Source organism: Variovorax sp. V116, assembly GCF_041154435.1.
Classification (GTDB): Bacteria; Pseudomonadota; Gammaproteobacteria; order Burkholderiales; family Burkholderiaceae_C; genus Variovorax; species Variovorax paradoxus.
This window is the reverse complement of the sequence record NZ_AP028661.1, coordinates 3,887,357-3,911,374: the sequence shown is the minus strand read 5'-3', so window position 1 is coordinate 3,911,374 and position 24,018 is coordinate 3,887,357. Positions and strand designations below refer to the sequence as shown.

The window sequence follows — 24,018 nt, the reverse complement described above, 5'->3', positions numbered from 1 at the left end:
GCCTGCCATCGCGCGGGCGCCGTCAGGCCGACTCGTACAGCCGCGTCAGCACGAACTCGCGGTGGCCCAGCGCTTCAGCCGCGGTGAGCCGGCCGTTGGCGGTGCGCAGCATGCATTCGAGCAGTTGGTCGCCGGCCTGGTCGAGCGTCATCTCGCGCTGCAGCAGGCCCGAGGTGTCGACGTCGACGTGCTCGCTCATGAGCCGCACCGTGCGCGGGTTGGCGCAGATCTTGATGACCGGCAGGATCGGGTTGCCGATCACGTTGCCCTGGCCCGTGGGGAAGAAATGCACCGCGTAGCCCGATGCGGCGCACAGCGTGACCATCTCGGCCGCCGCGCTGGACGAGTCCATGAACCACAGGCCCGGGCCGGTGGGCACCTCGGCCTTGTCGAGCACGCCGTCCACCATGCACTTCTTTCCGATCTTCTGGATGTTGCCGAGCGCCTTTTCCTCGATGGTCGTGAGGCCGCCCGCGATGTTGCCCTTGGTGGGCTGCGAGTCCGACAGGTCGCTGGTCTTGTGGCGGTTGATCATGTCCTGGTAGCGGTTGAACATGAACATGAAGCGTTCCTTCACGTCGGGCGTGCGGCAGCGGTCGGCCACGATGCGTTCGCCGCCGGTGATCTCGGAGGTCTCGCCGAACACCAGCGTGTTGCCGGTCTCGTAGAGCTTGTCGAAGGCGTTGCCCACGGTGGGGTTGGAGCCGCAGCCCGAGGTGGTGTCGCTCTCGCCGCACTTGGTGGACACCCACAGCTCGTGGATGCCGCAGGGCTCGCGCTGCTTCTCGCTGGCCACCTGCACGAACTCGCGCGCCACCTTGCTCGCGCGCAGGATGGTGTCGTGGTCGCCATGGCCCTCGATGCCGAAGCCGGCCACCGGCTTGCCCGTGGCGGCGATGCCGTCGACCACCTTCTGCGTCCAGCTGTCCTCGATGCCGATGACGACGACGGCCGCCACGTTCGGGTTGCAGCCCGCGCCGATCAGCGTGCGGAAATGCAGCTCCAGGTCGGCGCCGAACTGCAGGCGGCCGTAGGGATGCGGAATGGCCAGCGCGCCCTTGATGTTGTGGGCCACCGCTTCGGCGGCCGCGTTGGAGAGGTCGTCCAGCGGCAGGATGATGACGTGGTTGCGCACGCCGACGCGGCCGTTTTCGCGGCGGTAGCCGAGGAAGGTGGTGTCTTTGGAAATGATGGACATGCGGTGCTTTCTGATTCGTGGGGGAATGGAAGTGGGCGAAGCGGGGCGGTGTCTTACCAGCGCTTGGTCTTGATGTTCTGGACGTGCGCGTGCTCGCCGGCCTTGATCGGCGCGACCACCTTGCCCATGTCGATGCCGTACTTCCACACCGTGTCGCCGGGCGCCATGTCCTTGAGCGCGACCTTGTGGCCGATCGGGATGTCCTGGCGCGCATCGACGCTGGTCATGCGGTCCTCGTCCATGATCCAGCCGCTGAGCGACATGCCGGCCTTGACGCCTTCCACCACCACGACCGCGACCGTGTCCTTCGCGTCGTGCAGAACGAAATGAATCATCGTTGTCTCCTGTTGTGACTCGCTGAGAATTTGCAGCCGGGCCAGTGTCCGAGTGCGCGTCTCCGCGTGTCAAACAGGTCATATGAATGACTTGGATGAATCGCGATGCGGCCGCCACAATGCGCCATGCCCCGCTCGACAGACATCTCCGCGTTCGAACCGATTCCCGCCGAGTCGGCGGGCGCGCCGCTCTACCGGCTCGTCAAGCGCTCGCTGCTGCGCGCCATCGAGTCGGGGCGCTGCGCGGCCGGCAGCGTGCTGCCGAGCGAGAGCGAGCTGGCGGCGGCGCTCGGCGTGTCGATCGGCACGCTGCGCCACGCCACCGACGACCTGGTGGCCGAGCACATCCTCGTGCGGCGGCAGGGGCGCGGTACCTTCGTGGCGGTGCACAACGACGACCGCTTCATGTTCCAGTTCTTCCATGTGGAGCGCAGCGACGGCCTCAGGCAGGCGCCGCAGGTGGAGTTTGTCGCCTTCGAGCGCATGCGCATGGACGAGGAGCCGGCGCAGGCGCTGGGGCTGCGAACCGGCGAGCCGGCCATCCAGATCGACAACCGGCTGCTGCTGCAGGGCCGGGCGGTGATCCACGACCGGCTCACGCTGCCGGCGCTGCTCTTCAAGGGCCTGACCGAGAAGCGCTTTCGCGAGCGGCCGAGCACCATCTACCACCTGTACCAGACCGAGTTCGGCATCACCGTGACGCTGGCGCGCGAACGCGCACGCGCGATGGCGGCCGACCGCAGCGTGGTGCGCATCCTGGGCGTGGCGCCGGGCGCGCCGGTGATGGAGGTGCGGCGCACCGCGCTCACCTTCGGCGACAAGCCGGTGGAGTACCGCGTGTCGACCATCAACACGGCGCAGTACGAATACGTGCACCTGCTGTCGCGGCCGGCCTGAGCGCGTTCGCGTGGGGCTAACGCGCGGCCGGCATGCGCGGCACGGTCGCCCCGCAATGCCGCAGGAAATCCGCCGTCGCGCGGCCCAGCAGCTTGTCGCGGTGCATCACCGTGGCCAGCCGCCGCATGCCGGCCGGCAGCCGCGTGCGCAGCTCGATCAGATGGCCGTCTTCCAGCGCCTGCGCCACCGTGTAGCGCGAGAGGCAGGCCAGCCCGGTGCCCGAAGCCACCACGCGCTTGATGGCCTCGGTGCTGCCGAGCTCGAAGCCCACGCGCACCTGCTCCAGGTTCTGGATCAGCCACGCATCGGTGACCTGCCGCGTGCCCGAGCCGTGCTCGCGCAGCACCCAGGTGGCCTGCGAGAGCTGATGGTGGGTGGCAATGCGCCTGGCGAGCGGATGCCCCGGCGCAGCGACGATCACCAGCTCGTCCTCGCGCCATGCCCGCACCACGAGGTCGGGGTGCGTCTGCGGCCCCTCGATGAAGCCGACATCCACGTCGAACCCCGCCACCGCCTCGATCACGTCGCGCGTGTTGGCAATGTGCAGGTGCACCTGGCTCTGCGGATGCAGCGCCGTCCATTGCGACACGCGCTCGGGCAGCAGGTATTCGCCGATGGTGAAGCTGGCCGCCACGCGCAGCGGCGCCGCATGCTCGCCGCTGAACAGCGCCTCCACCTCGCCGGCCTGGTCGAGCAGGGCCTGGGCCCTGGGCAGCAGCGCGCGGCCGTTCTCGTTGAGCACCAGGCGGCGGCCGAGCCGGTCGAACAGCAGCGCGCCCACGGATGACTCCAGGTCGGCCAGCGCGCTGCTCGCGGCCGACTGCGAACGCGCCACGCGGTCGGCCGCGGCGCGCGTGCTGCCGCCCCGGGCCGTGGCCACGAACACCTCGAGCTGGCGCAGGTTGAGCCGAAGCCGCTGCGCGGTGTGCTGCTGATCTGTTTTTCCGGTCATCGTGAGCGATATTCTCCGCTTTTTCGTTTGATCGATGCTCTCTAACATCGGCGCAGCCCCGCACAATAAAACGAAGGACCGCCAGTGTTCAGTTTCCTGTCCCGAGAGCCCGTCCACGATCCGCTCGCCGCCCCCACGCCCACGGCGGACACCCAGGTCAAGACCACCACCTGCTACATGTGCGCCTGCCGCTGCGGCATCCGCGTGCACCTGCGCGAAGGCGAGCATGGCCCGGAGGTGCGCTACATCGACGGCAACCCCGAGCATCCGCTGAACAAGGGCGTGATCTGCGCCAAGGGCTCCTCGGGCATCATGAAGCAGGTGTCGCCCGCGCGCCTGACGCAGCCGCTGCTGCGCAAGGCCGGCAGCGAGCGCGGGGCCGGGGAGTTCGAGCCCATCAGCTGGGAGCGCGCCTTCGACATGCTGGCCGAGCGGCTCGGCAAGATCCGCGCGACCGATCCGAAGAAGTTCGCCCTCTTCACGGGCCGCGACCAGATGCAGGCGCTCACGGGCCTGTTCGCGCGCCAGTTCGGCACGCCCAACTATGCGGCGCACGGCGGCTTCTGTTCGGTCAACATGGCCGCGGGAATGATCTACACCATCGGCGGCAGCTTCTGGGAATTCGGCGGGCCCGACCTCGACCGCGCCAAGCTGTTCGTGATGATCGGCACGGCCGAGGACCATCACAGCAACCCAATGAAGATCGCCATCAGCAAGTTCAAGCGCGCGGGCGGACGCTTCATCTCGATCAACCCGGTGCGCACGGGCTACTCGGCCATTGCGGACGAGTGGATTCCGATCAAGCCCGGCACCGACGGCGCCTTGTTCATGGCGCTGCTGCATGAGCTGATCGCGAGCGACCTGATCGACCACGCTTTCTTGAAGCGCTTCACCAATGCGCCGCAGCTCGTGGTGCTGGACGACTGCGAGCGCCAGGGCCTGTTCGCCTTCGACCCGGACCCCACGCGCGGACCGCCCGGCGATGGCCGCCATCCGCACAACAAGCTGGTGTGGGACCTGAGCCAAGGCAGCGTGAAGAACGCCTACCCCGAAGGCATTGCCGACGGCTGCGATCCCGCGCTCGAGGGCCACTACACGCTGGCCGACGGCACGCGCGTCGCGCCCTCGTTCCAGCTGCTGCGCGATCGCGTGGCCAGCTGCACGCCCGAGTGGGCCGAGGCCATCACCGGCATCGATGCCGAGCGCATCCGCAAGCTCGCGCGCGAGATGGGCGAGACCGCGCTCAGGCAAGCCTTCGAGCTGCCCATTCCATGGGCCGATGCCTGGGGCAAGGAGCACCCGAGCACGCAGGCGCGGCCCGTGGCCTTCCACGCGATGCGCGGGCTCGCAGCGCATTCCAACGGCTTCCAGACCGTGCGCGCGCTGGCGGTGCTGATGAGCGTGCTCGGCACCATCGACGCGCCCGGCGGCTTCCGCCACAAGGCGCCGTACCCGCGCCACATCGTGCCCAACTACCGCGCCTTCAACGACCCCGGCATGATCCAGCCCAACACGCCGCTCAATGCCGCGCCGCTGGGCTTTCCGGCCAACCCGGAAGAGCTGGCCATCAACCCCGACGGCTCGCCGATCCGCATCGACCATGCGTTCTCGTGGGAGCACCCGCTGTCGGCGCACGGGCTCATGCACAACGTGATCACCAACGCGGTCAAGGGCGACCCCTACCGCATCGACACGCTGCTGATCTTCATGGCCAACATGGCCTGGAACTCCAGCATGAACACCATGGCCGTGCGCGAGATGCTCAACCGCAAGGACGAGAAGGGCGAGCACATGATCCCCTTCCTGGTGGTGTGCGACGCCTTCCAGAGCGAGACCGTGGCCTTTGCCGACCTGGTGCTGCCCGACACCACCTACCTTGAGCGCCACGACGTGATGAGCATGCTCGACCGGCCGATCTCGGAATTCGACGGGCCGGTCGATTCGGTGCGCATTCCGGTGGTGCCGCCCACCGGCCAGTGCAAGCCGTTCCAGGAAGTGCTGATCGAGCTGGCCTCGCGCCTGAAGTTTCCGGCCTTCACCACGCCAGAGGGCGGGCGCAAGTTTTCGGGCTATCCGGACTTTGTCGTCAACTTCCAGCCGCAGCCGGGCATCGGCTTTCTGATGGGCTGGCGCGGCAAGGACGGCACCGAGCACCTGCGCGGCGAGCCCAACCCCAAGCAGTGGGAAGCGTATGCACAGAACAACTGCGTGTTCCAGTACCACATGCCCGAGACCATGCACTACATGCGCAACTGGAACCGCGAGTACCTCGACTTTGCAAAGGACAAGGGCTGGCGCCAGCGCAACGACCCGGTGCAGCTGGCGCTGTACTCCGACACGCTGCAGAGCTTCCGCCTGGCCGCACAGGGCAAGAGCCCGGGCCGGCAGCCGCCCGATGCACTGCGCGAGCGCATCGACACGTATTTCGATCCGCTGCCTTTCTGGTACCCGCCGCTCGAGGAGGCCTCGACCGATCTCGATGCGTACCCGCTCAATGCCATCACCCAGCGGCCGATGGCGATGTACCACTCGTGGGATTCACAGAACGCGTGGCTCAGGCAGATCCACAGCCACAACTATCTTCACGTGAACCCGCTCACCGCGCAGGCCGCGGGCATTGCCGATGGCGGCTGGTGCTGGGTCGAAAGCCAATGGGGCCAGGTGCGCTGCATGCTGCGCTACAGCGAGGCGGTGGAGCCCGGCACCGTGTGGACCTGGAACGCGATCGGCAAGGCCGATGGCGCATGGCAGCTGGCGCCGGGTGCGGACGAGGCGCGCAAGGGCTTCCTGCTCAACCACCTGATCAGCGAGGAACTGCCTTGCGCAGGCACCGCGAGCGGCCGCATCAGCAATTCGGATCCGGTCACGGGGCAGGCCGGCTGGTACGACGTGCGCGTGCGCATACGGCCCGCGGAACCGGGCGAGCCGGAAGAAAGCTTTCCGCAGATGGCGAGCATGCCGAGCGCACCGGGAGTGCTGGGGAAGGCGGCGAGCGTGCTGACGTACTTTGCGGGGAGGGGGAAGAAATGATGCAGTGGCTCAAGGACTTGATGGCCCCGGTTTCTTCGGTCTTGCCCCCTCTCCCTCCGGGAGAGGGCTGGGGTGAGGGCGGCGGCGCTGGCATTGGAAGCAGTGCCGTGATGCGGGCCGCTGCACCCTCACCCCAACCCTCTCCCGCAAGCGGGAGAGGGAGTCAATCCGTGCGCGCCGAGCCGGGCGAAACCCTCGCCAAGCAACTCGCCCTCGTCATCGACCTCAACGTCTGCGTCGGCTGCCATGCCTGCGTCACTTCGTGCAAGCAGTGGAACACCTCCGGCAGCGCCGGCCCGCTTGCGGATGCGCAGCCCTACGGCGCCAGCCCCACCGGCACTTTCTTCAACCGCGTGCAGACCTACGAGGCCGGCACCTTCCCGGCCACGCAGACGGTTCACTTCCCCAAGAGCTGCCTGCACTGCGAAGACCCGCCCTGCGTGCCCGTGTGCCCCACGGGTGCCAGCTACAAGCGCAAGGAAGACGGCATCGTGCTGGTCGACTACGACAAGTGCATCGGCTGCAAGTACTGCGCATGGGCCTGCCCGTACGGCGCACGCGAGCTCGACGAGGAGCGCCAGGTCATGACCAAGTGCACGCTCTGCGTCGACCGCATCTACGACGAGCACCTGCCCAAGGAAGACCGCAAGCCCGCCTGCGTCAAGGCCTGCCCCACCGGCGCGCGCCTGTTCGGCGACGTGAAGGACCCGGACTCCGAAGTGTCCAGGGCCATCCGCGAACGCGGCGGCTACCAGCTGATGCCCGAGTGGGAAACCAGCCCGGCCAACCAGTACCTGCCGCGCCGCGTCACGCAGCAGACCACCCCTTCGATCGAAACGCAGGAGTAGCCCGATGCATCCCGCGTTCTCCATTCTTTTCTTCACCACGCTGGCCGGCGCCGCGCAGGGCCTGGTCGTCGCGCTTGCGCTCGCAGTGCTGCTGGGCCTCGCGCTCGCGCCCGGCTTTCTCGCGCTGGCACTGGGCGTGGCCGAAGTGCTGCTCGCAGCCGGGCTCGCGGCCTCGTTCATGCACCTGGGCCGCAAGAGCCGCGCATGGCGCGCCGTGCTGATGTGGCGCACCTCGTGGATGTCGCGCGAAGTCATCGTGCTGCCGGGCTTCATCGCGCTGGTGGCGCTGTGGTGGCTGTCGCTGCGCTTGGGCGCTGGTGCGCCGTGGTCGTGGCTGTTGCCGGTGCTGGTGCTGTGCGGCGCCGCCGCGCTCTGGTACTGCACCGCCATGATCTATGCGTGCCTGCGCTTCATCGAGGAATGGGCGCATCCGCTCACCGTCGTCACTTTCACGCTCATTGGCCTGTCGTCGGGGCTGGTGCTGGCCTGTGCGATGGCGGCGCTGGCGGGCGAAACAGGTTTCGTGCAGCTGTTCGGGCCCTGCGCGCTCGCCGCCACGCTCGCGGCATGGGCCGCACGCAGCGGGGCGCTCAGGCGCAATGCGGCGATCCGCCACAAGTCGACCTTGCAATCGGCCACCGGCATCCGCGCCGGGAAGCTCGTGCAAAAGTCGATGGGCATGTCGGCCGGCTCGTTCAACACGCGCGAGTTCTTTCATGGTGCCACGCTGGCCGCGCTCAGGAACATGAAGCTCGGTTTCCTGCTGCTGGCCTTCGTGCTGCCTTCGCTGCTGCTGCTGTGGGGCGTTGCCGGCGGGGCCGTGTGGCCGTGGCTGCTGGCGGTGCTGGTGCAGGCGCCCGGCCTGCTTGCGGAGCGCTGGTTCTTCTTCGCGCAGGCGAAGCACCCGCAGAACCTGTACTACCAGGTGGTGTCCTGAAGACCCGGCCAAGGCGTCGTTCAGGCCTGGACAGGCCCCCCTAAGCGTGCGGCCGTCAGGCGACAGCGCGATGCCGTTGGGCGTCATCACCGGCCGCGCCCACGTCATGCCTGGATCGGCGTCAGCAGTTTGTCGGGCGTGATGGGCAGGTCGCGCACGCGGCGCCCGGTGGCGTTGTACACCGCGTTGGCAATGGCGGCGGCCACGCTGGTGATGCCGATCTCGCCCACGCCCTTCACGCCCATGCGGTTGACCCGGGTGTCGGTTTCGGGCGCAAAGTGCACCTGCACATCGCCGATGTCCGCGTTCACGGGCACGTGGTAGTCGGCTAGCGTGCGCGTGACGAAGTGGCCGCTGCGCTCGTCGAGCACCGACTCTTCCATCAACGCGTTGCCAATGCCCCAGACGACGCCCCCGATGATCTGCGATGCCGCGGTCTTGGGGTTGAGGATGCGCCCGGCCGCAATCACCGCCAGGTAGCGAGGCACGCGCACCAGCCCCAGGTCTTCGTCGACCCACACTTCGGCAAAGTTGGCACCAAAGGCATAGTGCGACCAGGCGGCGATGTCCGCGCCCGGCGTGGCCGTGTTGCTGGCGCGCCATTCGTTCAGCTGGGCCGCCTGCAGCAGCTCCGCCACGCTGGGTTCGCGCACGAAGCGCAGGCTGACCTTCTCGCGCAGTTGCTGCTTGGCCGCTTCGCAGACCGCGAGCGCCGCGGTGCAGAAGGTGTTGGCGCCCCAGGAGCCGCCCGAACCGGGCGTGGGCGGCAGGGCCGAGTCGCCGAGCCGCACCTGCACCTTGTCGAGCGGCAGGCCCAGCGTCTCGGCCGCGGTCTGCGCAATGACGGTGTAGCTGCCGGTGCCGAGGTCGGTCGCGCACATCTCCACCACCGCGCGCACGTCGCGGCCGCTGCGCGTGAGCAAGAGGTTGGCCGAGGCGCCGCGATGCGGTGCGCCGCGCGATGCCGCGCTCATGCCGTAGCCCACGAGCCAGTGGCCCTGCCTGCGGCTGCGCGGCATGGCGCTGCGATTGCTCCAGCCGAATTTCTCGGCGCCGATTCGCATGCATTCGACGAGCGAGCGGCTGCCGAAGGGCTTGTCCGTGTCGAGGTCGGTCCTGGCGTCGTTCCTCACGCGCAGTTCCACGGGGTCGATCTTCAGCTGCTCGGCGAGTTCATCCATCGCCGATTCGAGCGCAAAGCTGCCGGGCGCCTCGCCCGGTGCGCGGGTCCACTTCGGCGTCTGCACGTTGAGGCGAAAAGCGCGGTGGGTGACCTGAGAGTTCGGCACCTCGTACATCATTCGCGAGATGACGCCGGTCTGCTCGACGAACTCCTCGTGCACCGAAGTGTGGGTGACGGTGTCGTGGCCCAGCCCCGTGAGCCGGCCGCTCGCATCCGCACCCAGGCGCATGTGCTGGCGGTTGTGCTGGCGCAGGCCGACCACCATGAACATCTGCTGCCGCGTGAGCACATGCTTGACCGGCCGCTTCACGAGGCGCGCGGCCAGCACCGTGAGCATCGCGTTGTCGCGCGTGAGGATCTTGCTGCCGAAGCCGCCGCCCACGAACGGGCACACCACGCGCACGTTCTCGCGCGGAATGTCGAAGGTGGCGGCAATGGCCGGGGCGGCATCGCTCACCATCTGCAGCGAGTGGTGCACCGTGACCTTGTCGTCGCCCTCCCATGCGGCCACGGTGGCGTGCATCTCCATCGGATGGTGGTGCTCGATGGGCGTGTTGTAGACCGCATCGACCGTGCCCACTGCGGCGCGCAGGCCCTGGTCGAGGTCGCCGCGCCGCGTGTCGGTCTTGTAGCCGGCGTTGATGGCCGCCGGCGCATAGGCGTTCTTGACGTTGGCGTCGAAGCCGATGCGGGGCTGCGCCGCGTCGTAACTCACCTTCACCAGCGTGGCCGCATGGCGCGCCTGCTCGAGCGTTTCGGCCACCACAAAGCCGATGAGCTGGCCGTGGTGGTGAATGGCTGTGTCCTGCAGCAGCGGCGTGGCGCGCGTGAAGCGGTTCTGCGGCGTTTCGGGCGCGGGCGGCGCCATTTTGGGCACGTTCTTGTGCGTGAGCACCAGCAGCACACCGGGCAATTGCTCCGCCGCCGCGGTGTCGATGTCGCGCACGCGCCCGGCCGCCACGGTGCTGCCCAGCGCAACGCCGTACACCAGCCCCGGGTACGAGAACTCGGCCGCATAGCGCGCCTGGCCGGTCACCTTGAGGCGGCCGTCCACGCGGTCGACCGGCCGCCCGATGAAGGGAGTCGCTTGCCTGTTCATGCCGTGCTCCTGCTCGTGGTTTCCAGCGCGCGCACGATGCTTCGCCTGGCCAATTCGATCTTGAAACGGTTGTGCTCGAAGCCCGTGGCACCGGCCAGCGCAGCCTCCGCCGCCTGGCGGAACAGCGCCATGCTGGGCTCGGCGCCTTGCAGCAGCGCCTCGGCCCCGCGCGCGCGCCAGGGCATGTGCGCCACGCCGCCCAGGCAGATGCGCGCCTGCCGGATGCGGCTGCCCTCCATGTCGAGCGCGGCCGCCACCGACACCAGCGCAAAGGCATAGCTGGCGCGGTCGCGCACCTTCAGGTAATGCGAGCGCTGTGCGAAGCGGGCGCTTTCGGCCGGCAGGTCGATGGCGGTGATCAGCTCGCCGGGCGCCAGGTTGGCATCGAGCTCGGGCGTCTCGCCCGGCAGGCGGTGGAACTGCGCAATCGGAATGGTCCTGCGGCCTGAGGGCCCCTGCAGCTGCACCACCGCATCGAGCGCGTGCAGCGCCTGCGCCATGTCGCCCGGATAGCTCGCGATGCACTTCGCGCTGGTGCCCAGCACCGCGTGGTTGCGGTTGAAGCCCTGCAGCGCGCTGCAGCCCGTGCCCGGCTCGCGCTTGTTGCAGGGCTGGGTCACGTCGTAGAAGTAGGGACAGCGCGTGCGCTGGCGCAGGTTGCCGCCGTTGGTGGCCGCGTTGCGCAGCTGGCCCGAGGCGCCCGCAAGAATGGCCTGCGCCACCAGCGGATAGCGCGTGCGCAGCACGGGGTGGCTGGCCGTGTCGCTGTTGCGCGCCAGCGCGCCCAGCCGAAGCCCGCCACCAGGTTGCGCCTCGATGGCCGCGAGCGGCAGGCGGTTGATGTCCACCAGCTGATCGGGCGCTTCCACGCCTTCCTTCATCAGGTCGACGATGTTGGTGCCGCCGGCCAGGAACCGGGCGCCGGGCTGCGTGGCCGCCCGAACGGCCGTGTCCACGTCGGTGGCGCGGGTGAATGCAAAGGGCTTCATGCGCGGCTCCTTCGGCTGTTGCCCGCGCGCGGCATCAGGCTCACTTCGCGCACCGCGGCCACGATGCCGGGATAGGCGCCGCAGCGGCAGATGTTGCCCGACATGCGCTCGCGGATCTCGGCGTCGCTCAGCTGCGCCACCGGCCCGGTGCGCCGCACATCGGTCGTGACATGGCTCGGTGCGCCCTGTTCGGCCTCGCGCAGCATGCCCACGGCCGAGCAGATCTGCCCCGAGGTGCAATAGCCGCACTGGAACCCGTCGTGCTTGATGAAGGCGGCCTGCATCGGATGCAGCTCGCTGCCGCGCGCCAGCCCCTCGATGGTGGTGACGTCCGCGCCATCATGCGAGAGCGCGAGCGCCAGGCAGGAATTGATGCGGCGGTTATTGACGAGCACCGTGCACGCGCCGCACTGGCCGTGGTCGCAGCCTTTCTTCGTACCCGGCAGCGCCATCTGCTCGCGCAGCAGGTCGAGCAGGGTCGTGCGCGGATCGACCTGCAGCACATGCGGCTTGCCGTTGACGCGCAGGGCCAGGGCCATGGAAGACGAAGAGGGCGGCGCTGCATTGGCATCCGCCTGCGCGGCCGATGCGACAGACGCCGCCATGGGCGCGGACGCCAGGATGCCGGCGATGCCGGTCGTCCCGCTTTCCGCAAGGAAGGCACGGCGGGTCAGCTGGCCGGCGGGTGAGGGGAGAAGAGGGTTGCTGTTGTCGTTATCGTCGTCAGGCAAGGCATCGGCCTGCCGTTCATCGGAAAGGAGGGATGTCATCGTGTGTGGCACCTGGGGATGGATCGATCGATGAAGGAGCCTCGTCGCGCGGCGCGTGGCCCGTGCGCTGTCGAGGGGCGTCGATTCCCCAGCTTAGCTATCGATAGCTTGTTGCAGGCATCGGTTTTTTTAATACCTGCTGCGGGGGGCGAGTCAGTCCCCTCCGCACCCCCCGCGCTCCAGCACCGGCAGCAATTGCGGCCCGAGCGACTTCAGCAGCTGCGTCGGCAGTGCGCTCGTGAACCGGTAGCGGGCGGCGTAGGGCTCGTTCACGTAGGCCATGATGGTGCCGAAGTAGCGGTCGCCGATGGTGAACACGAAGGTGGCCGAGCGGCTGATCTTGCGCTCCGGGCCCGCGCCAGCGCCGCGGCCGTTGTGGCCGTAGCGGTGGTCGCCGGTGCCGGTCTTGCCGCCGATCTCGATCGCGCGGCCGTTCGCGTCCACCAGTGCGTCCTTCAGGCGCCGCGCGGTGCCGTCCTGCACCACCTGCACCAGCGCGCGGTGCACCGTTGCGGCCACTTCGGCGGGCAGCACGCGCTCGGCGCCCGCGCCTTGCGCCTCGAGCCGCGTCTCGTAGGGCGTGTCGCGCGCAAAGTGCAGTGCGCCGACGCGCTGCACAGGCCGCCGCACGCCGTCGCTGGCGATGATGCCCATCAGTTCCGCCAGCGCGGCCGGCCGGTCGCCCGAGGCACCGATGGCGCTCGCGTAGGACGGCGTCAGCGATTCGAAGGGGTAGCCCAGGCGCTGCCACGAGCGATGGATTTCCGCGAAGGCATCGAGCTCGACCAGCTCGCGCAGGCGCTTGTCCTGCGCGCTCTTGTGGCGCGTCTTGAAGAGCCAGGCGTAGACCTCCTGGCGTTCGCTCGCGCTCGCGTCCAGCACCTCGGTCAGGGTTGCGCCGGGATGGCGCCGCAGGTATCCCACCAGCCAGAGCTCCAGCGGATGCACGCGTGCGACGTAGCCGCGGTCCGCGAGCGACAGGCCCGAGTAGGTGGTGTGCAGCGCCCGCAGCGCGCGCGGCGAGCCGGCGCCCTTGCCCAGCCGCTGCGTGAGCAGCTCGTCGAGCCGTTCTTCGCTGGCTTCGGGCTCGATCGTGAACAGCGCGCTTGCCAGGCGCGGCGCCGACGGCTTCAGGCTGCGCAGCAGCAGCGCCTCCGCGCCCGCGGCCGACTGGCGCTGGTACTTGCGATAGAAGCGGATCAGGTAGGCCGAGCCTTCGCGGTCGGCAAAGCGCTCGAGCATCTCGCGCCGGCGCGGGTCGGCCGGATCCTTCAGCAGGGTCTCAGCATCCGATGCGCCGCCGAACATGCGGTGGCGCACCACGTCGCGCATCAGGCGGATGAACACCAGGTTGACCGAATGCTTGAAGCCCTCGCGCACCGTCATCGATTCGCTGTTGCGCGAGCGCTCGAAATTCTCGAACTGGTGCAGGCCGCCGCCTGTGAAGAAGGATTCGCCCGGGTTCGCCGAATACTTGCGCTCCATGGCCGCCTCGAGCATTGGCGTGAGGCGGCGATCCTTGGCGCGCAACAGGTACTGCCGCGCCCACATGCCCAGCGGATCGCGTGGGTTGTTCGCCAGCGCAGCGAGCTGGGCGGCGCCCAGGTCCGACCAGCGGGCATGCAGTTCGGCCACGATCTCGAGGTAGCTCACCAGCGTGCGCAGCTTGGCGGTGGAGCCCAGGTCCAGCCGCGCGCCCTGGTTCACGTCGAAGGGCTGGTTGATGTTGTCGGCCTGCACGCGCAGCAGGTTGGCCTGGGCGCCGCGCTCGAACAGCGTGAAGCTGTAGATCAGCGGGGCCGGGTCCGCGCCCGGGTCGAGCATGTGGGCGCCGAACAAGCCCGCGGCCTTGGCGGCGGCGGGCGTGCGCAGGCCGGTCAGCACCTGCGCCGCGAGCGCCTGCGCTTCGCCGTCCAGGCTGGTTTCAGCTTCCAGGTCGAGCCGTTCCAGGTCGTAGGCGCGGGGCACGTCGAGCAGCGTGGAGATGTGGGTGCGCAGCGCGATGGTGGCCTTGCGCTGGACGAAATCCGTGCGCGGCCTGGTCGGCAGTTCGGGCCGCAGATTCAGCGGCAGCGGCAGCGCCGCATCGCGCAGCGTGGGCGCGATCAGGCCCGCATCGCCCATCAGCCGCAGGTAGCTGTCGGTCAGCCGCGCCAGGCCCGTGCCGTCGCCGAGCAGGTGCTGCGAGGGGCGGCGCTGCGCGATCATCAGCGACAGCGCCTGCTTGAAGGCCTCGGCCTGGCGCTGGAGCGCCTCGGGCGTGGGCGTGGTCGCCCCTTCCGCGTTGTCGGCGAGCAGGCGGTTGACCTCGCGGAAGTCGCGCCCATACCAGGCCCACAGGCCGTCGCCCATGCCGTGCACTTCGCCGATGCCGGGGCGCGCGGCCAGCGGCACCGTGTCGAGGTAGTCGACGACGATCTGGCGGCGCCGCGCGAGCGTGTCGTCGCCGTCCTGGTAGGCGCGCACCGAGGCCGAGGCCATCTGGCGCAGCTTCTCGCGGACCGACCCGGTGCGGCCCTGCGGCGAATGGCGGTACTTTTCGATCTGCGTGGCCAGCGTGCTGCCGCCGGTCGCGGTCGCGCCCGGGCTGAACACCCGCAGCCCCTGCTCGACCGCGGCCTTGGCAAAGCGTTCCGGATCGAGCGCAGGGTTGCGCTGGGCCGGCTCCGCATCGAGCAGGTGGCGGTCTTCGACGAACAGCAGGGCGCTCACCAGCAGCGGCGGCACGTCTTCGAAGCGCTCGTAGGCGCGCTGGGGCACGCGCGTGTGCAGCAGCGCCGTGTTGCGGCAGTCGCGCACCGTCAAGCCGGCCTGGTTCTTCTCGCGGTAGGGCGTGAAAAGCCCGCGCTCCTGCAGCTCGACGAGCCGCGGCGACATGCGCGCCTGGCGCGTGATGGCAAAGCCCTGCGGCTGCAGGCGTTCGATGAAGCCGGGGAGATCGTGGTAGCCGAGCCGCGCGTCGTAAGGGCCGGAATGGGGAAAGCGGATGGCGTCGCTGGCGCCGTTGTCGACGGTGAAGCCCGCGCCGCTGGCAAAGTCGCGCCACAGGGCCGATTGCCATCGGGAGGTCTTCAGCTCGTCGAGCACCGCAAAAGCGGCAAGCGCACCCAGCACGGCGAGCCCAGTGCCGATCCAGAAGACCTTCTTGAACCTTGTCATGCTGCCTCGCACAGTCTGAACCGGGGGTCCGTCCAGCGCGATGATGCGCTTTCCGCGGCCACTTGGCGCGCATGCGCGGCAATCTTGCGTGCCGGAAAACTACCTATGGCGAGTCAGCGCCGCGTTGGCATACAAGTCGTAGTTCGGTTGTTTCAGCCGTAACGAGGTAGGCGGGCGGGGGTTCTTTTCAGCCCACCGCCTTGATGAGCCGTTCGCGCCCCGCCTTGGCCAGCATCGAAGCGACCGCGCAGGAGGCCAGGCGTGCCGGCTCCGAGTCGGCCCGGCTCGTCAGGATCACCGGCACCCGGGTGCCCAGCACGATGCCCGCCGCATAGGCCCCGCCCAGGAAGCTCAGGCTCTTGGCCAGCATGTTGCCCGCGTCCAGGCTGGGCACGATCAGCACGTTGGCGCGGCCCGCCACCGGCGAGACGATGCCCTTGATGCGCGCTGCCTCAGGGTCGATGGCGTTGTCCATGGCCAGCGGTCCGTCGAGCTGCGCGCCGGTGATCTGGCCGCGGTCGGCCATCTTGCACAGCACGGCGGCATCCAGCGTGGAAGGCACCTTGGTGTTGACCGTCTCCGTGGCCGAGAGAATCGCCACGCGCACCGCCGGCATCAGCAGCGCATGCGCCAGGTCGATCGCGTTCTGCACGATGTCGACCTTTTCATCGAGCGTGGGCGCGATGTTGATGGCGGCGTCCGAAATGATCAGCGGCTGCGAGTGGCCCGGAATGTCCATCACGAAGCAATGACTGATGCGCCGCGATGTGCGGAGGCCCCCTTCGCACCGCACCACCGCGCCCATCAGCTCGTCGGTGTGGAGGCTGCCCTTCATCAACGCATCGACCTCGCCGCGCAAGGCCATGGCGACGGCGGCGTCGGCTGCGGCGTGGCTGTGCGGGGCGTCGACGATGGGGATGTTCGAGAGGTCTGCGTTGGCTTCGCGTGCGGCAGCTTCGATCTTTGCGCAGGGGCCGACCAGCGTGGGGGCGATGAGGCCGAGGGCGGCTGAAGCCAAGGCGGCTTCGAGGGAGACGGCGTTGGCTGGGTGGACGACTGCGACGCGGAGCGGGGGGAGGGCGCGGGCGGCGGCGATCAGGCGGTCGTAGTGGGGGTGGGTGGCGGGAGATGCGGGTGGCATGCGGGCTCCGGAGAGTGGGGTGGGTGCACTACGATGTCTCGGATTTTCGCCTGTTCGCGCAGATCGATTGATGCGGCGGCCTCACGCAAGCGACCGCGCAACTGCATCTCTGTGATCGCCGCTATGACGAACACCTTGAACAACTTCGAAAGGAAGGGCTGATCAATGGCTAAGAAATTTGCAGACCTGCGAGCGAAGATGGAGCCCGATGTTCAGGCACGCTCCAACGCCAAGGCGCAGGAAATGCTGGCGGAAATGCCGCTCTTCGAACTGCGTCAAGCGCGCGATCTTTCTCAGAAGGTGCTCGCCGAGGTTTTGCACGTGCAGCAGCCGTCGATTGCGAAGCTGGAGCGACGCACGGATAGTACCTCTCGACCCTGCGTAGCCACATCAAGGCGATGGGCGGCGAATTGGAGGTAGTGGCTCGCTTTCCCGATGGTGCCGTGAAGATCACCAACTTTGCCGAAATCGATGATGTCGAAGGCATCGCTCGTATATAGCCTGGCGACCTGGATCAGACAGCCTTTCGCGAGCGGGTCTTACGACGTGGAGTGGGACATGATCAAGAGCGGAACGCGGCGGCCCGGTCACTCCGGCGGAGTGGACGGCGGTGCTTGCCGCCCGGATGCCGTGCGTGCAAAGCGCGTTTCAGCACTTCAGATCGAAGAATCGCTTGCGGGCCTTGTAAAGGTCGACATCGGCACGAGCCTTTGCTTCGCCCGATGCTCCCGCTGCGTCCGACTCCAGTTGGGATAGACGATTGTCGAGATTGGCGCACTGGGCCTGATCGTCCCTGGGCAGCTTGACGCGGCGACGCATCACGTCCATGTCGGCATGCGAGCGGCCATGGAGCGGACGGAGTGCGTTGTCGAAGGTCGTATTGAACTCTTCGCGCTGCACCTCGCGGCCTTTGCGGGACTGCCCGCTCATCTTGTCCATGCCTTGCGTGGGTGTCGCGTCGATCACCTTGGCCCCGACGCATGGGGCGTCCGAGTAGCTGACCTTGCCGTTCGTCTCGCAGCGATAGACCGGGTGTTGCGCCGCGGCTGGGAAGATCGCGATGGCCAACAGGGCAGTGGCCAAGCACAGCGGGCGCCAAAGCGCATGGCGGGTAGGAATCGGCGTGGAATGCGACAGCATCAGAGTCATGCCTCAAATCCTCTTACATTGGCTACTACATCGCCTAAGAAAAAAGCCCCGTCGCTATCGTCCTGATAGCAACGGGGCTTTTTATTTGGTGCCGGAGAGATGAATCGAACACCCGACCTTCTCATTACGAATGATGGGATAGGCCTGTTTGCCTGCGTTGAGCTTCGTAGATAGAATCGATATAAATCAACAACTTACAGTAGAATTGCTGGCTGAATGTACAGTTAGTCGTTGATCGATATTCCCCAAAATTGGGCGATTTTGGCTACACGGTGGCTACACGGCTTGCGGTGTAGCCACTTCCGACCGGAGCACCGCACATGGCCCGACCGAAGAAAAACGAAGCGCCCGACACCACGCAGCGCGTGAACCTGACCCTTGGCGTCATCGAGCGCCTGACTTGCCGCACCGACCAGAAGGCCCAGGCCTTCCTGCGCGACAGCCAGGTACCCGGCCTGCGTGTGCGCGTGACGAACACCGGCTCGAAGTCGTTCGTGTTCGAATCCAAGCTGAACCGCGAGACCATCCGCCGCACGATTGGCGACGTGCGCGTCTGGTCCATCGAGCAGGCGCGTGCCGAGGCACGCCGCCTGGCCGTGGTCTTGGACAACGGACTGGACCCGCGAGAAATCGAGCGCCAGCAAGCCGCCGACAAGGCCGCACGGGCTGCGGCCGCTGCGGCCCATGCCGTCACCGTGGGCGAGGTGTGGCCGCTGTACTTGGAGCGTGGCAGGCCCAAGCGCCGCGAAGCATGGAAGCCGCGCTACTTGGCCGACCTGAAGGCGATGGCGGCGCCCGGCGGGGTGAAGAAAAAGAGAGGGGAGGGGCTGACGCGGCCGGGGCCGCTCTCTCCATTGCTCGCGCTGCCGCTGGCGGCCATCAACGAGGACAGCCTGAAGGCCTGGTACGACCGCGAAGCCCTGGCCGGCAAGCATCAGGCGGCTCGCGCCCTGATGATGTTCCGTGGTTTTCTGCGCTGGTGTGCCGGCCGTCCCGAATACCGGGGGCAGACCGACCGCGAGGCCGGCAGGGCCGCCGCCATCGTGGAGAACCTGCCGAGCAATACGCGCCGCACCGACGCTCTGGAGGCCGCGCAAGTGCCCGGCTGGTGGGCAGGCGTGGCGCAACTCGGCAACAGCGCCGCATCGGCCTACCTGCGCGCCTTGCTGCTGACGGGGGCGCGCCGCGAAGAACTGGCCGCTTTGACCTGGGCGAACGTGGATTTCCAATGGCGCAAGCTGACCATCGCCGACAAGGTGGACGCGACCCGCACGATTCCCCTGACGCCCTACCTTGCCCAACTGCTGGCCAGCTTGCCGAGGGTCGGCCCGTACGTGTTCGCCAGCGCCAGCAAGTCGGGCCGCATCGCCGATGCCCGCTCAAGCCACGCCAAGGCGCTACAGGGCGCCGGCATCGAGGGCCTGACCATCCACGGCCTGCGCCGCTCGTTCTCGCTGCTGGGCGAAGCTGCTGGAGCGCCGGCAGGCGCCATTGCCCAGGTCATGGGCCACAAGCCCAGCGCCACCGCCGAGGGCTACCGGCCGCGGAGCATTGACGCGCTGCGCCCGTTCATGGAGCAAATCGAGGCGTACATCATCGGTCTGACCGGTGTCGTGTACGTGCCCGACATCGCACCCGGGAAACTGCGCGTGGTCGGTGGTGCTGCTGCGTGAAGTAGTCGCCGATTCAGTCCAGGGCGCCAAGCGTCTAAAACGGGCGCAGGGGCCCCGAATGGTTGGCCTGAAGGGGGACGTGGCGTCGCGGGCTGTGCGGCCGCCATAGAAGCGCAGGCGTGGGGTGGCCCTCATGTTGTCGGGCAGCAGCTTCGGGCCTTCTTAACCGACGCACGGAGTCGCGCACGCGTTCTCCTTCAACGCGGGAATGGGCGCGCTTCGGAGGGCTAGGTGCTCGGCAGACTGGCGGTGAAGATGCGGTCTGGGCATCCAAGCCGACGGCGTTTTTCGCGCTCGCGCTCTCTTCTTCTTATTGATAGGTTCAATGACTGGTTTATGTTCGGCTGGCGGACTACCCCCGTCCGCCTCGCGCACTAGTAGTCCGTTTGGCGCACTAGGTCGCGAGCAGGGGAGCGCGTTGCAGATCCGAGACGTTGCGCGAGGCACTGCGTTGCTCGCTGTGAGTAACCATGGCAATCTGTTGATATGGTGGAACGCAGTGCGTCCAGCATGCGTCGCCGGAAAAGTAATCAGGCCAATGCAGCTGGTCTTTGTCTGTGCTTCTTGAGGGCAAGTGCTCGCACGGCCTGCTCCAGCAGGCCGGGGCCAGGCGGCTGACGTCGTACGCTGGCCACAAGCAATGGCCACTGAGTTGAACGCCGTGAATAACTTTAATCGAATCGCACAACTTGGGTCTGGTCGGCGTGGTGTGTGTGGCCTGACGAAGAGCCCGGCAAGCTGCGCCTCGTCGGCGGTGCTGCCGCGTGACAGCTTTGGGCGATGTCGGGATGCAGGTCAGATAACTAGGTCACAGATTCGATTGCCCAGAGCCAAAAGGAAGTTGGCGATGTCCGTGGCTTCTGCCCGCGTAATGGCTTGTTTTTGGTTGTTCACCGGATCAAGGTCTGCCTCATGCACGATGGCGTTTCGGCGCGTGGCGATCAGCTTCTGCGTGAGCCTGGCGTCGGTATCGGACATTCCGAGGCCTAGAGCAATTTGCTGCCACTTTTGATCTGCATTCCAGATGAAGCTCAGGCCATCGGCGAGCTTCGTAGGGTCCTGGAATGACAACACGCTGAGCTTTTCGCGGACGATTTCCTCGAACCGAACAGCGGGTGGTGGGACTGCAGTGGCCATCAGCGTAGGCAGATGACGGATGGCTATGCTCTCGCCCAAGTATTTGCTCGTTGACGGCCTCTGGTTCTCGAACATCTTCACCATGCCAATGCGAATCAAGTCATGCATCAGCTTGTCGAATGCGCTGACCGCATTGACGATCTGCGAGCGCAAAAGATCGTCGAACTGTTCGGGAATCTCGACCATGTGGCTCAGCTGGGCGTAGAGGGCCCCGAGGTCGTTCGCCTGCTGGATGTTTTTGTGAAAGACCAGTTTCGCATTGAGCATGACTTCAGACCATGAGATCCCGAAGCACGGCGGCAACATTGTTGAACTGACCTCGGATTTGCTCACGCTTCTGGATCGCGTTGGCCAACACGGGACCGGTGTAGCCCACAAGGTCGGCGTTCTGCAGCGCGAACACTGGCACGCCCGCTTCGTGGGAGCGCGGCAGCAAAGCGCCGAAGTCCGGGACCTCCTCCAAGCAGAAGCCCCCATCGCGCAGCGCGGCCGGGTAGTCGTTGTCGGGCAGCGTGAGCCCCGCCGTTCGGAGCGCGGGATACAGCCGGTCCTTGGTGACCGCCTTGATCTCGCCAATGTTGTCGCGATACGGGGCTGCCGCTCGCCCTTTACGAACGTTGAAGCGCTGGACCACCGTTCCGGCGAATTTCGGCAAGCCCGGCCGCAGTGGATAGGCTGAATCCTGGAACACTGCCTCGTTGGCCACTTTCCAGTTCGCCCATCGCGGGAAGATGGATTCCAGCGTCTCCAGCGCCATGATGGAAAACGGGTCTGGGTTGGTTGGAATCAGGAAGAAGTCCGAGTTCAAGAACAGGTTTTGATTAACCGCGCTTAGCCCCGGGTTGAGGTCGATGATGGTGTAGTCGATCTGATTAGCTTCCTCAACTTTGCGGATCAATTCGTTGAACGCGCCGGGGAGGTTTTGCAAAGTGGCTAGCGCATTGGAGTTCTGGGCGAAGGTCAACGACGCGTCATATTCGGAAAGCGTTGCGTGGCCCGCCAGCAGGTGCAATCGAGGCTGACCGGCTGGAGACCTGCAGCTCACAGCTTGAATGGGCGTTGGCTTACCCCTGAAGGCCGGCGCGACACCGTCCTTGATGTTCTGAAGTCGCGTAGCGTCTTCCAGATAGTACGCGTCGAAGTCATCGCCGAGTATCAAGCTGGAGAGATTGCATTGCGGGTCGGCGTCGACCAGCAGGACCTGATGTCCCTGCTCGGCGAGCATCCATCCCACGTTGTAGACGGTCGTAGTTTTGCTGACGCCACCTTTGTGGTTGAACAAGACCAATCGCTTTGCCATTTCTGACCTCCCAAGGTATAGATCGCCATATCGATGATTGATGGCTCCATCATGCCCCAGACGGGCGGCCTATAAGGACTGGGGCGGTCCAGGCGCCCAGCGATAAATGATGGACTCCTGCCGCTTGGCCCGGTTGGCGCCTTCGACCAACAGCGGCAGAAGTTCCAGGCAAATCCACTGCATGCAGTCGATGTGGTGCGCTGGCCACATGACTGGAGCACGTCATGAACAGCAACCATAAAATACGTTTGTGAATGGAGAAGTGCCTGCAGTCGGGCAACTGAGAGCTCCAACTGGTCGCACGGATCCAGCGCAGGCCGCTGGCTTTTAAGGCCGTGTACCCATGCGGTGACTGACAGCCGCATGGTTCCGCTCAAGCGGCAAGAGTTGAGGGAGAACTGCGTGCGTTCTTTTGCGCATGCGCTCCAGCAATCAAACAAACCAGCGCCGCCGCTGGTTTTTTTACGTCCTTTGCGCAAAGAGGTGATAGCCGACGAAGCTAACAACATTCCGCCCCCTCCCATCAGACCGCCGCCAGGCGGTTTCATCAAGCCGCACCGGCCTCGCTGGTGCGGTTTTTTTTTGGATGAATCAATGTCGAATCAATCGCAACAGGCTTTCCCGACGTTGGAAGCCGAAACCCGCCCGAACGTGCCCACCGCTCAGGCCGCTTGGTACCTGAACAGGCGCCCCCAGACCCTCCGGTGCTGGTCGCTCTCGTCGGCGGGTCCCATCAATCCGCTTCGCATCAACGGGCGCCTGGCGTGGCCGATGTCCGAAATCCGCAAGCTCTGCGGGGAGGGCGCGAATGAATGCAGCACCCACCACCGAGACGCGAGGAGACGCCGACGGCGTCTTTTTGGGGACGCTCAACCCGCGGCACCTGCGCGCCCTCATCGAACTGATGCGCGGCGTCGATGTGCGGCGCGAACGGCTGGACGCGATTGCCGGTTGCAGCAACGGCCCGGCCCTGGTGGCCGAGTTGCGGCGCCGGGGTCTGCACATCCCGTGCGACTGCAGTTTGGCGTCCGTGGATCGTGACGGGAAGCGGTGCTGGCCGGGGCTTTACTGGCTCACGGCCAACGACTTCAGGAAGCTCTCGGATTGGCTTGCGACGAAGCCGCTGGACGATTTGGCCGAGCCGTAGCAACGGCCGGTCGCATGCACCTCGTTGGTCGGGAAAAGACAGCAGCGACGAGGGAAGACCCCCTACTGTGGGATAGACGTGGAAGAAGGGGTAAGGGTGGCGAAGGTAGCGCCCGAACGTCGAACGGCTGCCGGGTCATGTAACGCGACGGGTCACGTCGATGCATGTGAAGGCCCAGCAGGAAGGCTAGGTCTGTCCGCTCGGGGTCAGCCCTACCTCAATTCATTCAATTCACTCCTCTATCAACTACATGGAAGTAACCATCATGAAAATCGCCGAAACCTTGAACGCGAGCAACGAGTTCGAAATCCGCTTTGCCAACGGCGCCGTCGTGCGTCAGACCAACCTGATGAAGCAGGACCGGCAGAGCGGCGCGGGCCACTACTTCGGCGCCGCCGTCGATGCCGTGAGCGACTACATGGAAGCCGCCGCCGCCATCGGGCTCGACGACAACCTGAGCGCGGCCGGCCGCGTGCGCAAGCTGGAGCCGCTGGTCAATGCGGCCGTGCGCACGGTGAGCGCTTGCGCGGCCGAGGTTGAACGGGTGGCCGCCGCGCTCGATGCGCGGTATGCCGCGCTCGTCGCGGTGCCGGAGCTGGCCGCCGGCAACTTCGCCGACACCATGAAGGATGTCGAGATTCGCCAGTGGTGGCGCAGCCTGTCCATCGCGGAGCGCGGCGACACCCTGCGGGCCATCCAGGCCGGCCCGGAATTCCAGCGCATCGAGCTGGCCTTGCTGCGCTCGCCGGTCCTGATTGCCGACCACGAGTTGCAGGTGGTTCGCAGCGCGTGGGACAAGGCGAAGTGCGACGACAACCCGGGCGAGAGCATCGACATCGCCGCGGGGCGCGCCGTCGTGGAGTGGGCGCGCCGTGGGCTCGCGCAGGTGGCCGGCGTGCTTGTCGCCAGTCTCGACGCCGACGTGTGGCCCGCACGTCGCATCCTCGCGGCGGTGCTCGCTGGCAACGAGCGCCAGTCGGCCGGATACCGCGTGTTCGGCTTCGGCGCCTTGGATGCCGCCGCGGTGTCGCGGGAACAGGCGCAGCGCGCCGCGACGGCGCCGGCTTGATGCAA

Annotated in this window: 18 protein-coding genes and 1 pseudogene; 8 read left to right on the top strand and 11 right to left on the bottom strand. The window is 66.9% G+C overall.

The features are described from left to right. Positions 1-22: 22 nt before the first annotated feature. Both ACAM58_RS18565 and ACAM58_RS18560 read right to left on the bottom strand, forming a co-directional pair. Positions 23-1,198 carry a UxaA family hydrolase gene (locus tag ACAM58_RS18565; protein ID WP_018905424.1) on the bottom strand — a complete coding sequence of 392 codons (1,176 nt, stop codon included), beginning with the start codon at positions 1,196-1,198 and terminating at the stop codon, positions 23-25. A gap of 53 nt (positions 1,199-1,251) precedes the next feature. Further along, positions 1,252-1,533 (bottom strand): UxaA family hydrolase, encoded by a 282-nt coding sequence (locus tag ACAM58_RS18560; RefSeq protein WP_015866594.1) that lies wholly within the window; start codon positions 1,531-1,533, stop codon positions 1,252-1,254. A gap of 126 nt (positions 1,534-1,659) precedes the next feature. On the opposite strand from ACAM58_RS18560, the gene ACAM58_RS18555 reads away from it, so the two are divergent. Then, positions 1,660-2,430, top strand: coding sequence for a GntR family transcriptional regulator (locus tag ACAM58_RS18555; protein ID WP_015866593.1), 771 nt, complete (start codon positions 1,660-1,662; stop codon positions 2,428-2,430). Between the two features lie 16 nt (positions 2,431-2,446). On the opposite strand, the gene ACAM58_RS18550 is transcribed toward ACAM58_RS18555, so the two are convergent. Further along, complete coding sequence (locus tag ACAM58_RS18550) at positions 2,447-3,382, bottom strand: LysR family transcriptional regulator (RefSeq protein WP_209536099.1); 936 nt, start codon at positions 3,380-3,382, stop codon at positions 2,447-2,449. An 84-nt stretch (positions 3,383-3,466) separates the two neighbouring features. On the opposite strand from ACAM58_RS18550, the gene ACAM58_RS18545 reads away from it, so the two are divergent. The 3 genes from ACAM58_RS18545 (at position 3,467) to ACAM58_RS18535 (ending at position 8,197) form a co-directional block, all read left to right on the top strand. Further along, the gene (locus ACAM58_RS18545) at positions 3,467-6,412 is read left to right on the top strand and encodes a molybdopterin-dependent oxidoreductase (protein ID WP_369663248.1); all 2,946 of its coding nucleotides are present in this window, start codon (positions 3,467-3,469) and stop codon (positions 6,410-6,412) included. A gap of 110 nt (positions 6,413-6,522) precedes the next feature. After that, positions 6,523-7,260, top strand: a complete 738-nt coding sequence (locus ACAM58_RS18540; protein WP_369663247.1) for a 4Fe-4S dicluster domain-containing protein — start codon at positions 6,523-6,525, stop codon at positions 7,258-7,260. A 4-nt stretch (positions 7,261-7,264) separates the two neighbouring features. Beyond that, positions 7,265-8,197 carry a dimethyl sulfoxide reductase anchor subunit family protein gene (locus ACAM58_RS18535; protein ID WP_369663246.1) on the top strand — a complete coding sequence of 311 codons (933 nt, stop codon included), beginning with the start codon at positions 7,265-7,267 and terminating at the stop codon, positions 8,195-8,197. Positions 8,198-8,301: 104 nt separating this feature from the next. Here the strand turns inward: ACAM58_RS18535 and ACAM58_RS18530 are convergent, their stop codons facing one another. The 5 genes from ACAM58_RS18530 to ACAM58_RS18510 form a co-directional block, all read right to left on the bottom strand. After that, a complete protein-coding gene (locus ACAM58_RS18530) occupies positions 8,302-10,479 on the bottom strand; it encodes a xanthine dehydrogenase family protein molybdopterin-binding subunit (protein ID WP_369663245.1) in 2,178 nt (725 codons plus the stop codon). After that, complete coding sequence (locus tag ACAM58_RS18525; protein WP_015866587.1) at positions 10,476-11,468, bottom strand: xanthine dehydrogenase family protein subunit M; 993 nt, start codon at positions 11,466-11,468, stop codon at positions 10,476-10,478. The genes ACAM58_RS18530 and ACAM58_RS18525 overlap by 4 nt, the downstream gene beginning before the upstream one ends. Then, complete coding sequence (locus ACAM58_RS18520; protein ID WP_369663244.1) at positions 11,465-12,238, bottom strand: 2Fe-2S iron-sulfur cluster-binding protein; 774 nt, start codon at positions 12,236-12,238, stop codon at positions 11,465-11,467. The genes ACAM58_RS18525 and ACAM58_RS18520 overlap by 4 nt, the downstream gene beginning before the upstream one ends. Positions 12,239-12,391: 153 nt before the next feature. Continuing rightward, on the bottom strand, positions 12,392-15,397 hold the full coding sequence (locus tag ACAM58_RS18515; RefSeq protein ID WP_369663243.1) for a transglycosylase domain-containing protein: 3,006 nt from the start codon (positions 15,395-15,397) through the stop codon (positions 12,392-12,394). A 187-nt stretch (positions 15,398-15,584) separates the two neighbouring features. Further along, positions 15,585-16,538, bottom strand: coding sequence for a bifunctional enoyl-CoA hydratase/phosphate acetyltransferase (locus tag ACAM58_RS18510; RefSeq protein ID WP_369663242.1), 954 nt, complete (start codon positions 16,536-16,538; stop codon positions 15,585-15,587). Between the two features lie 165 nt (positions 16,539-16,703). Between ACAM58_RS18510 and ACAM58_RS18505 the strand changes: the two are divergent. Next, a pseudogene (locus ACAM58_RS18505) lies at positions 16,704-17,038 on the top strand (XRE family transcriptional regulator). 148 nt (positions 17,039-17,186) lie between these two features. On the opposite strand, the gene ACAM58_RS18500 reads toward ACAM58_RS18505, so the two are convergent. After that, positions 17,187-17,687 (bottom strand): DUF4124 domain-containing protein, encoded by a 501-nt coding sequence (locus ACAM58_RS18500; RefSeq protein WP_027730098.1) that lies wholly within the window; start codon positions 17,685-17,687, stop codon positions 17,187-17,189. Between the two features lie 320 nt (positions 17,688-18,007). On the opposite strand from ACAM58_RS18500, the gene ACAM58_RS18495 reads away from it, so the two are divergent. Further along, a complete protein-coding gene (locus ACAM58_RS18495) occupies positions 18,008-19,360 on the top strand; it encodes a tyrosine-type recombinase/integrase (RefSeq protein ID WP_369663241.1) in 1,353 nt (450 codons plus the stop codon). A gap of 795 nt (positions 19,361-20,155) precedes the next feature. On the opposite strand, the gene ACAM58_RS18490 is transcribed toward ACAM58_RS18495, so the two are convergent. Continuing rightward, positions 20,156-20,764 carry a HEPN domain-containing protein gene (locus ACAM58_RS18490; protein ID WP_369663240.1) on the bottom strand — a complete coding sequence of 203 codons (609 nt, stop codon included), beginning with the start codon at positions 20,762-20,764 and terminating at the stop codon, positions 20,156-20,158. 4 nt (positions 20,765-20,768) lie between these two features. Beyond that, the gene (locus ACAM58_RS18485) at positions 20,769-21,797 is read right to left on the bottom strand and encodes a ParA family protein (RefSeq protein WP_369663239.1); all 1,029 of its coding nucleotides are present in this window, start codon (positions 21,795-21,797) and stop codon (positions 20,769-20,771) included. 808 nt (positions 21,798-22,605) lie between these two features. Here ACAM58_RS18485 and ACAM58_RS18480 point away from each other — a divergent pair. Both ACAM58_RS18480 and ACAM58_RS18475 read left to right on the top strand, forming a co-directional pair. Beyond that, positions 22,606-22,944, top strand: coding sequence for a hypothetical protein (locus tag ACAM58_RS18480; protein WP_369663238.1), 339 nt, complete (start codon positions 22,606-22,608; stop codon positions 22,942-22,944). 265 nt (positions 22,945-23,209) lie between these two features. Beyond that, positions 23,210-24,013, top strand: a complete 804-nt coding sequence (locus ACAM58_RS18475) for a hypothetical protein (RefSeq protein WP_369663237.1) — start codon at positions 23,210-23,212, stop codon at positions 24,011-24,013. The last annotated feature ends 5 nt before the right edge of the window (positions 24,014-24,018 follow it).

Excerpts from the sequence above, each read along its gene's own strand:
- ACAM58_RS18565 (WP_018905424.1), bottom strand. The coding sequence starts at position 1,198 with ATGTCCATCATTTCCAAAGACACCACCTTCCTCGGCTACCGCCGCGAA.
- ACAM58_RS18560 (WP_015866594.1), bottom strand. The coding sequence starts at position 1,533 with ATGATTCATTTCGTTCTGCACGACGCGAAGGACACGGTCGCGGTCGTG.
- ACAM58_RS18555 (WP_015866593.1), top strand. The coding sequence starts at position 1,660 with ATGCCCCGCTCGACAGACATCTCCGCGTTCGAACCGATTCCCGCCGAG.
- ACAM58_RS18550 (WP_209536099.1), bottom strand. The coding sequence starts at position 3,382 with ATGACCGGAAAAACAGATCAGCAGCACACCGCGCAGCGGCTTCGGCTC.
- ACAM58_RS18540 (WP_369663247.1), top strand. The coding sequence starts at position 6,523 with ATGCGGGCCGCTGCACCCTCACCCCAACCCTCTCCCGCAAGCGGGAGA.
- ACAM58_RS18535 (WP_369663246.1), top strand. The coding sequence starts at position 7,265 with ATGCATCCCGCGTTCTCCATTCTTTTCTTCACCACGCTGGCCGGCGCC.
- ACAM58_RS18530 (WP_369663245.1), bottom strand. The coding sequence starts at position 10,479 with ATGAACAGGCAAGCGACTCCCTTCATCGGGCGGCCGGTCGACCGCGTG.
- ACAM58_RS18525 (WP_015866587.1), bottom strand. The coding sequence starts at position 11,468 with ATGAAGCCCTTTGCATTCACCCGCGCCACCGACGTGGACACGGCCGTT.
- ACAM58_RS18520 (WP_369663244.1), bottom strand. The coding sequence starts at position 12,238 with ATGACATCCCTCCTTTCCGATGAACGGCAGGCCGATGCCTTGCCTGAC.
- ACAM58_RS18515 (WP_369663243.1), bottom strand. The coding sequence starts at position 15,397 with ATGACAAGGTTCAAGAAGGTCTTCTGGATCGGCACTGGGCTCGCCGTG.
- ACAM58_RS18510 (WP_369663242.1), bottom strand. The coding sequence starts at position 16,538 with ATGCCACCCGCATCTCCCGCCACCCACCCCCACTACGACCGCCTGATC.
- ACAM58_RS18500 (WP_027730098.1), bottom strand. The coding sequence starts at position 17,687 with ATGACTCTGATGCTGTCGCATTCCACGCCGATTCCTACCCGCCATGCG.
- ACAM58_RS18495 (WP_369663241.1), top strand. The coding sequence starts at position 18,008 with ATGGCCCGACCGAAGAAAAACGAAGCGCCCGACACCACGCAGCGCGTG.
- ACAM58_RS18490 (WP_369663240.1), bottom strand. The coding sequence starts at position 20,764 with ATGCTCAATGCGAAACTGGTCTTTCACAAAAACATCCAGCAGGCGAAC.
- ACAM58_RS18485 (WP_369663239.1), bottom strand. The coding sequence starts at position 21,797 with ATGGCAAAGCGATTGGTCTTGTTCAACCACAAAGGTGGCGTCAGCAAA.
- ACAM58_RS18480 (WP_369663238.1), top strand. The coding sequence starts at position 22,606 with ATGAATGCAGCACCCACCACCGAGACGCGAGGAGACGCCGACGGCGTC.
- ACAM58_RS18475 (WP_369663237.1), top strand. The coding sequence starts at position 23,210 with ATGAAAATCGCCGAAACCTTGAACGCGAGCAACGAGTTCGAAATCCGC.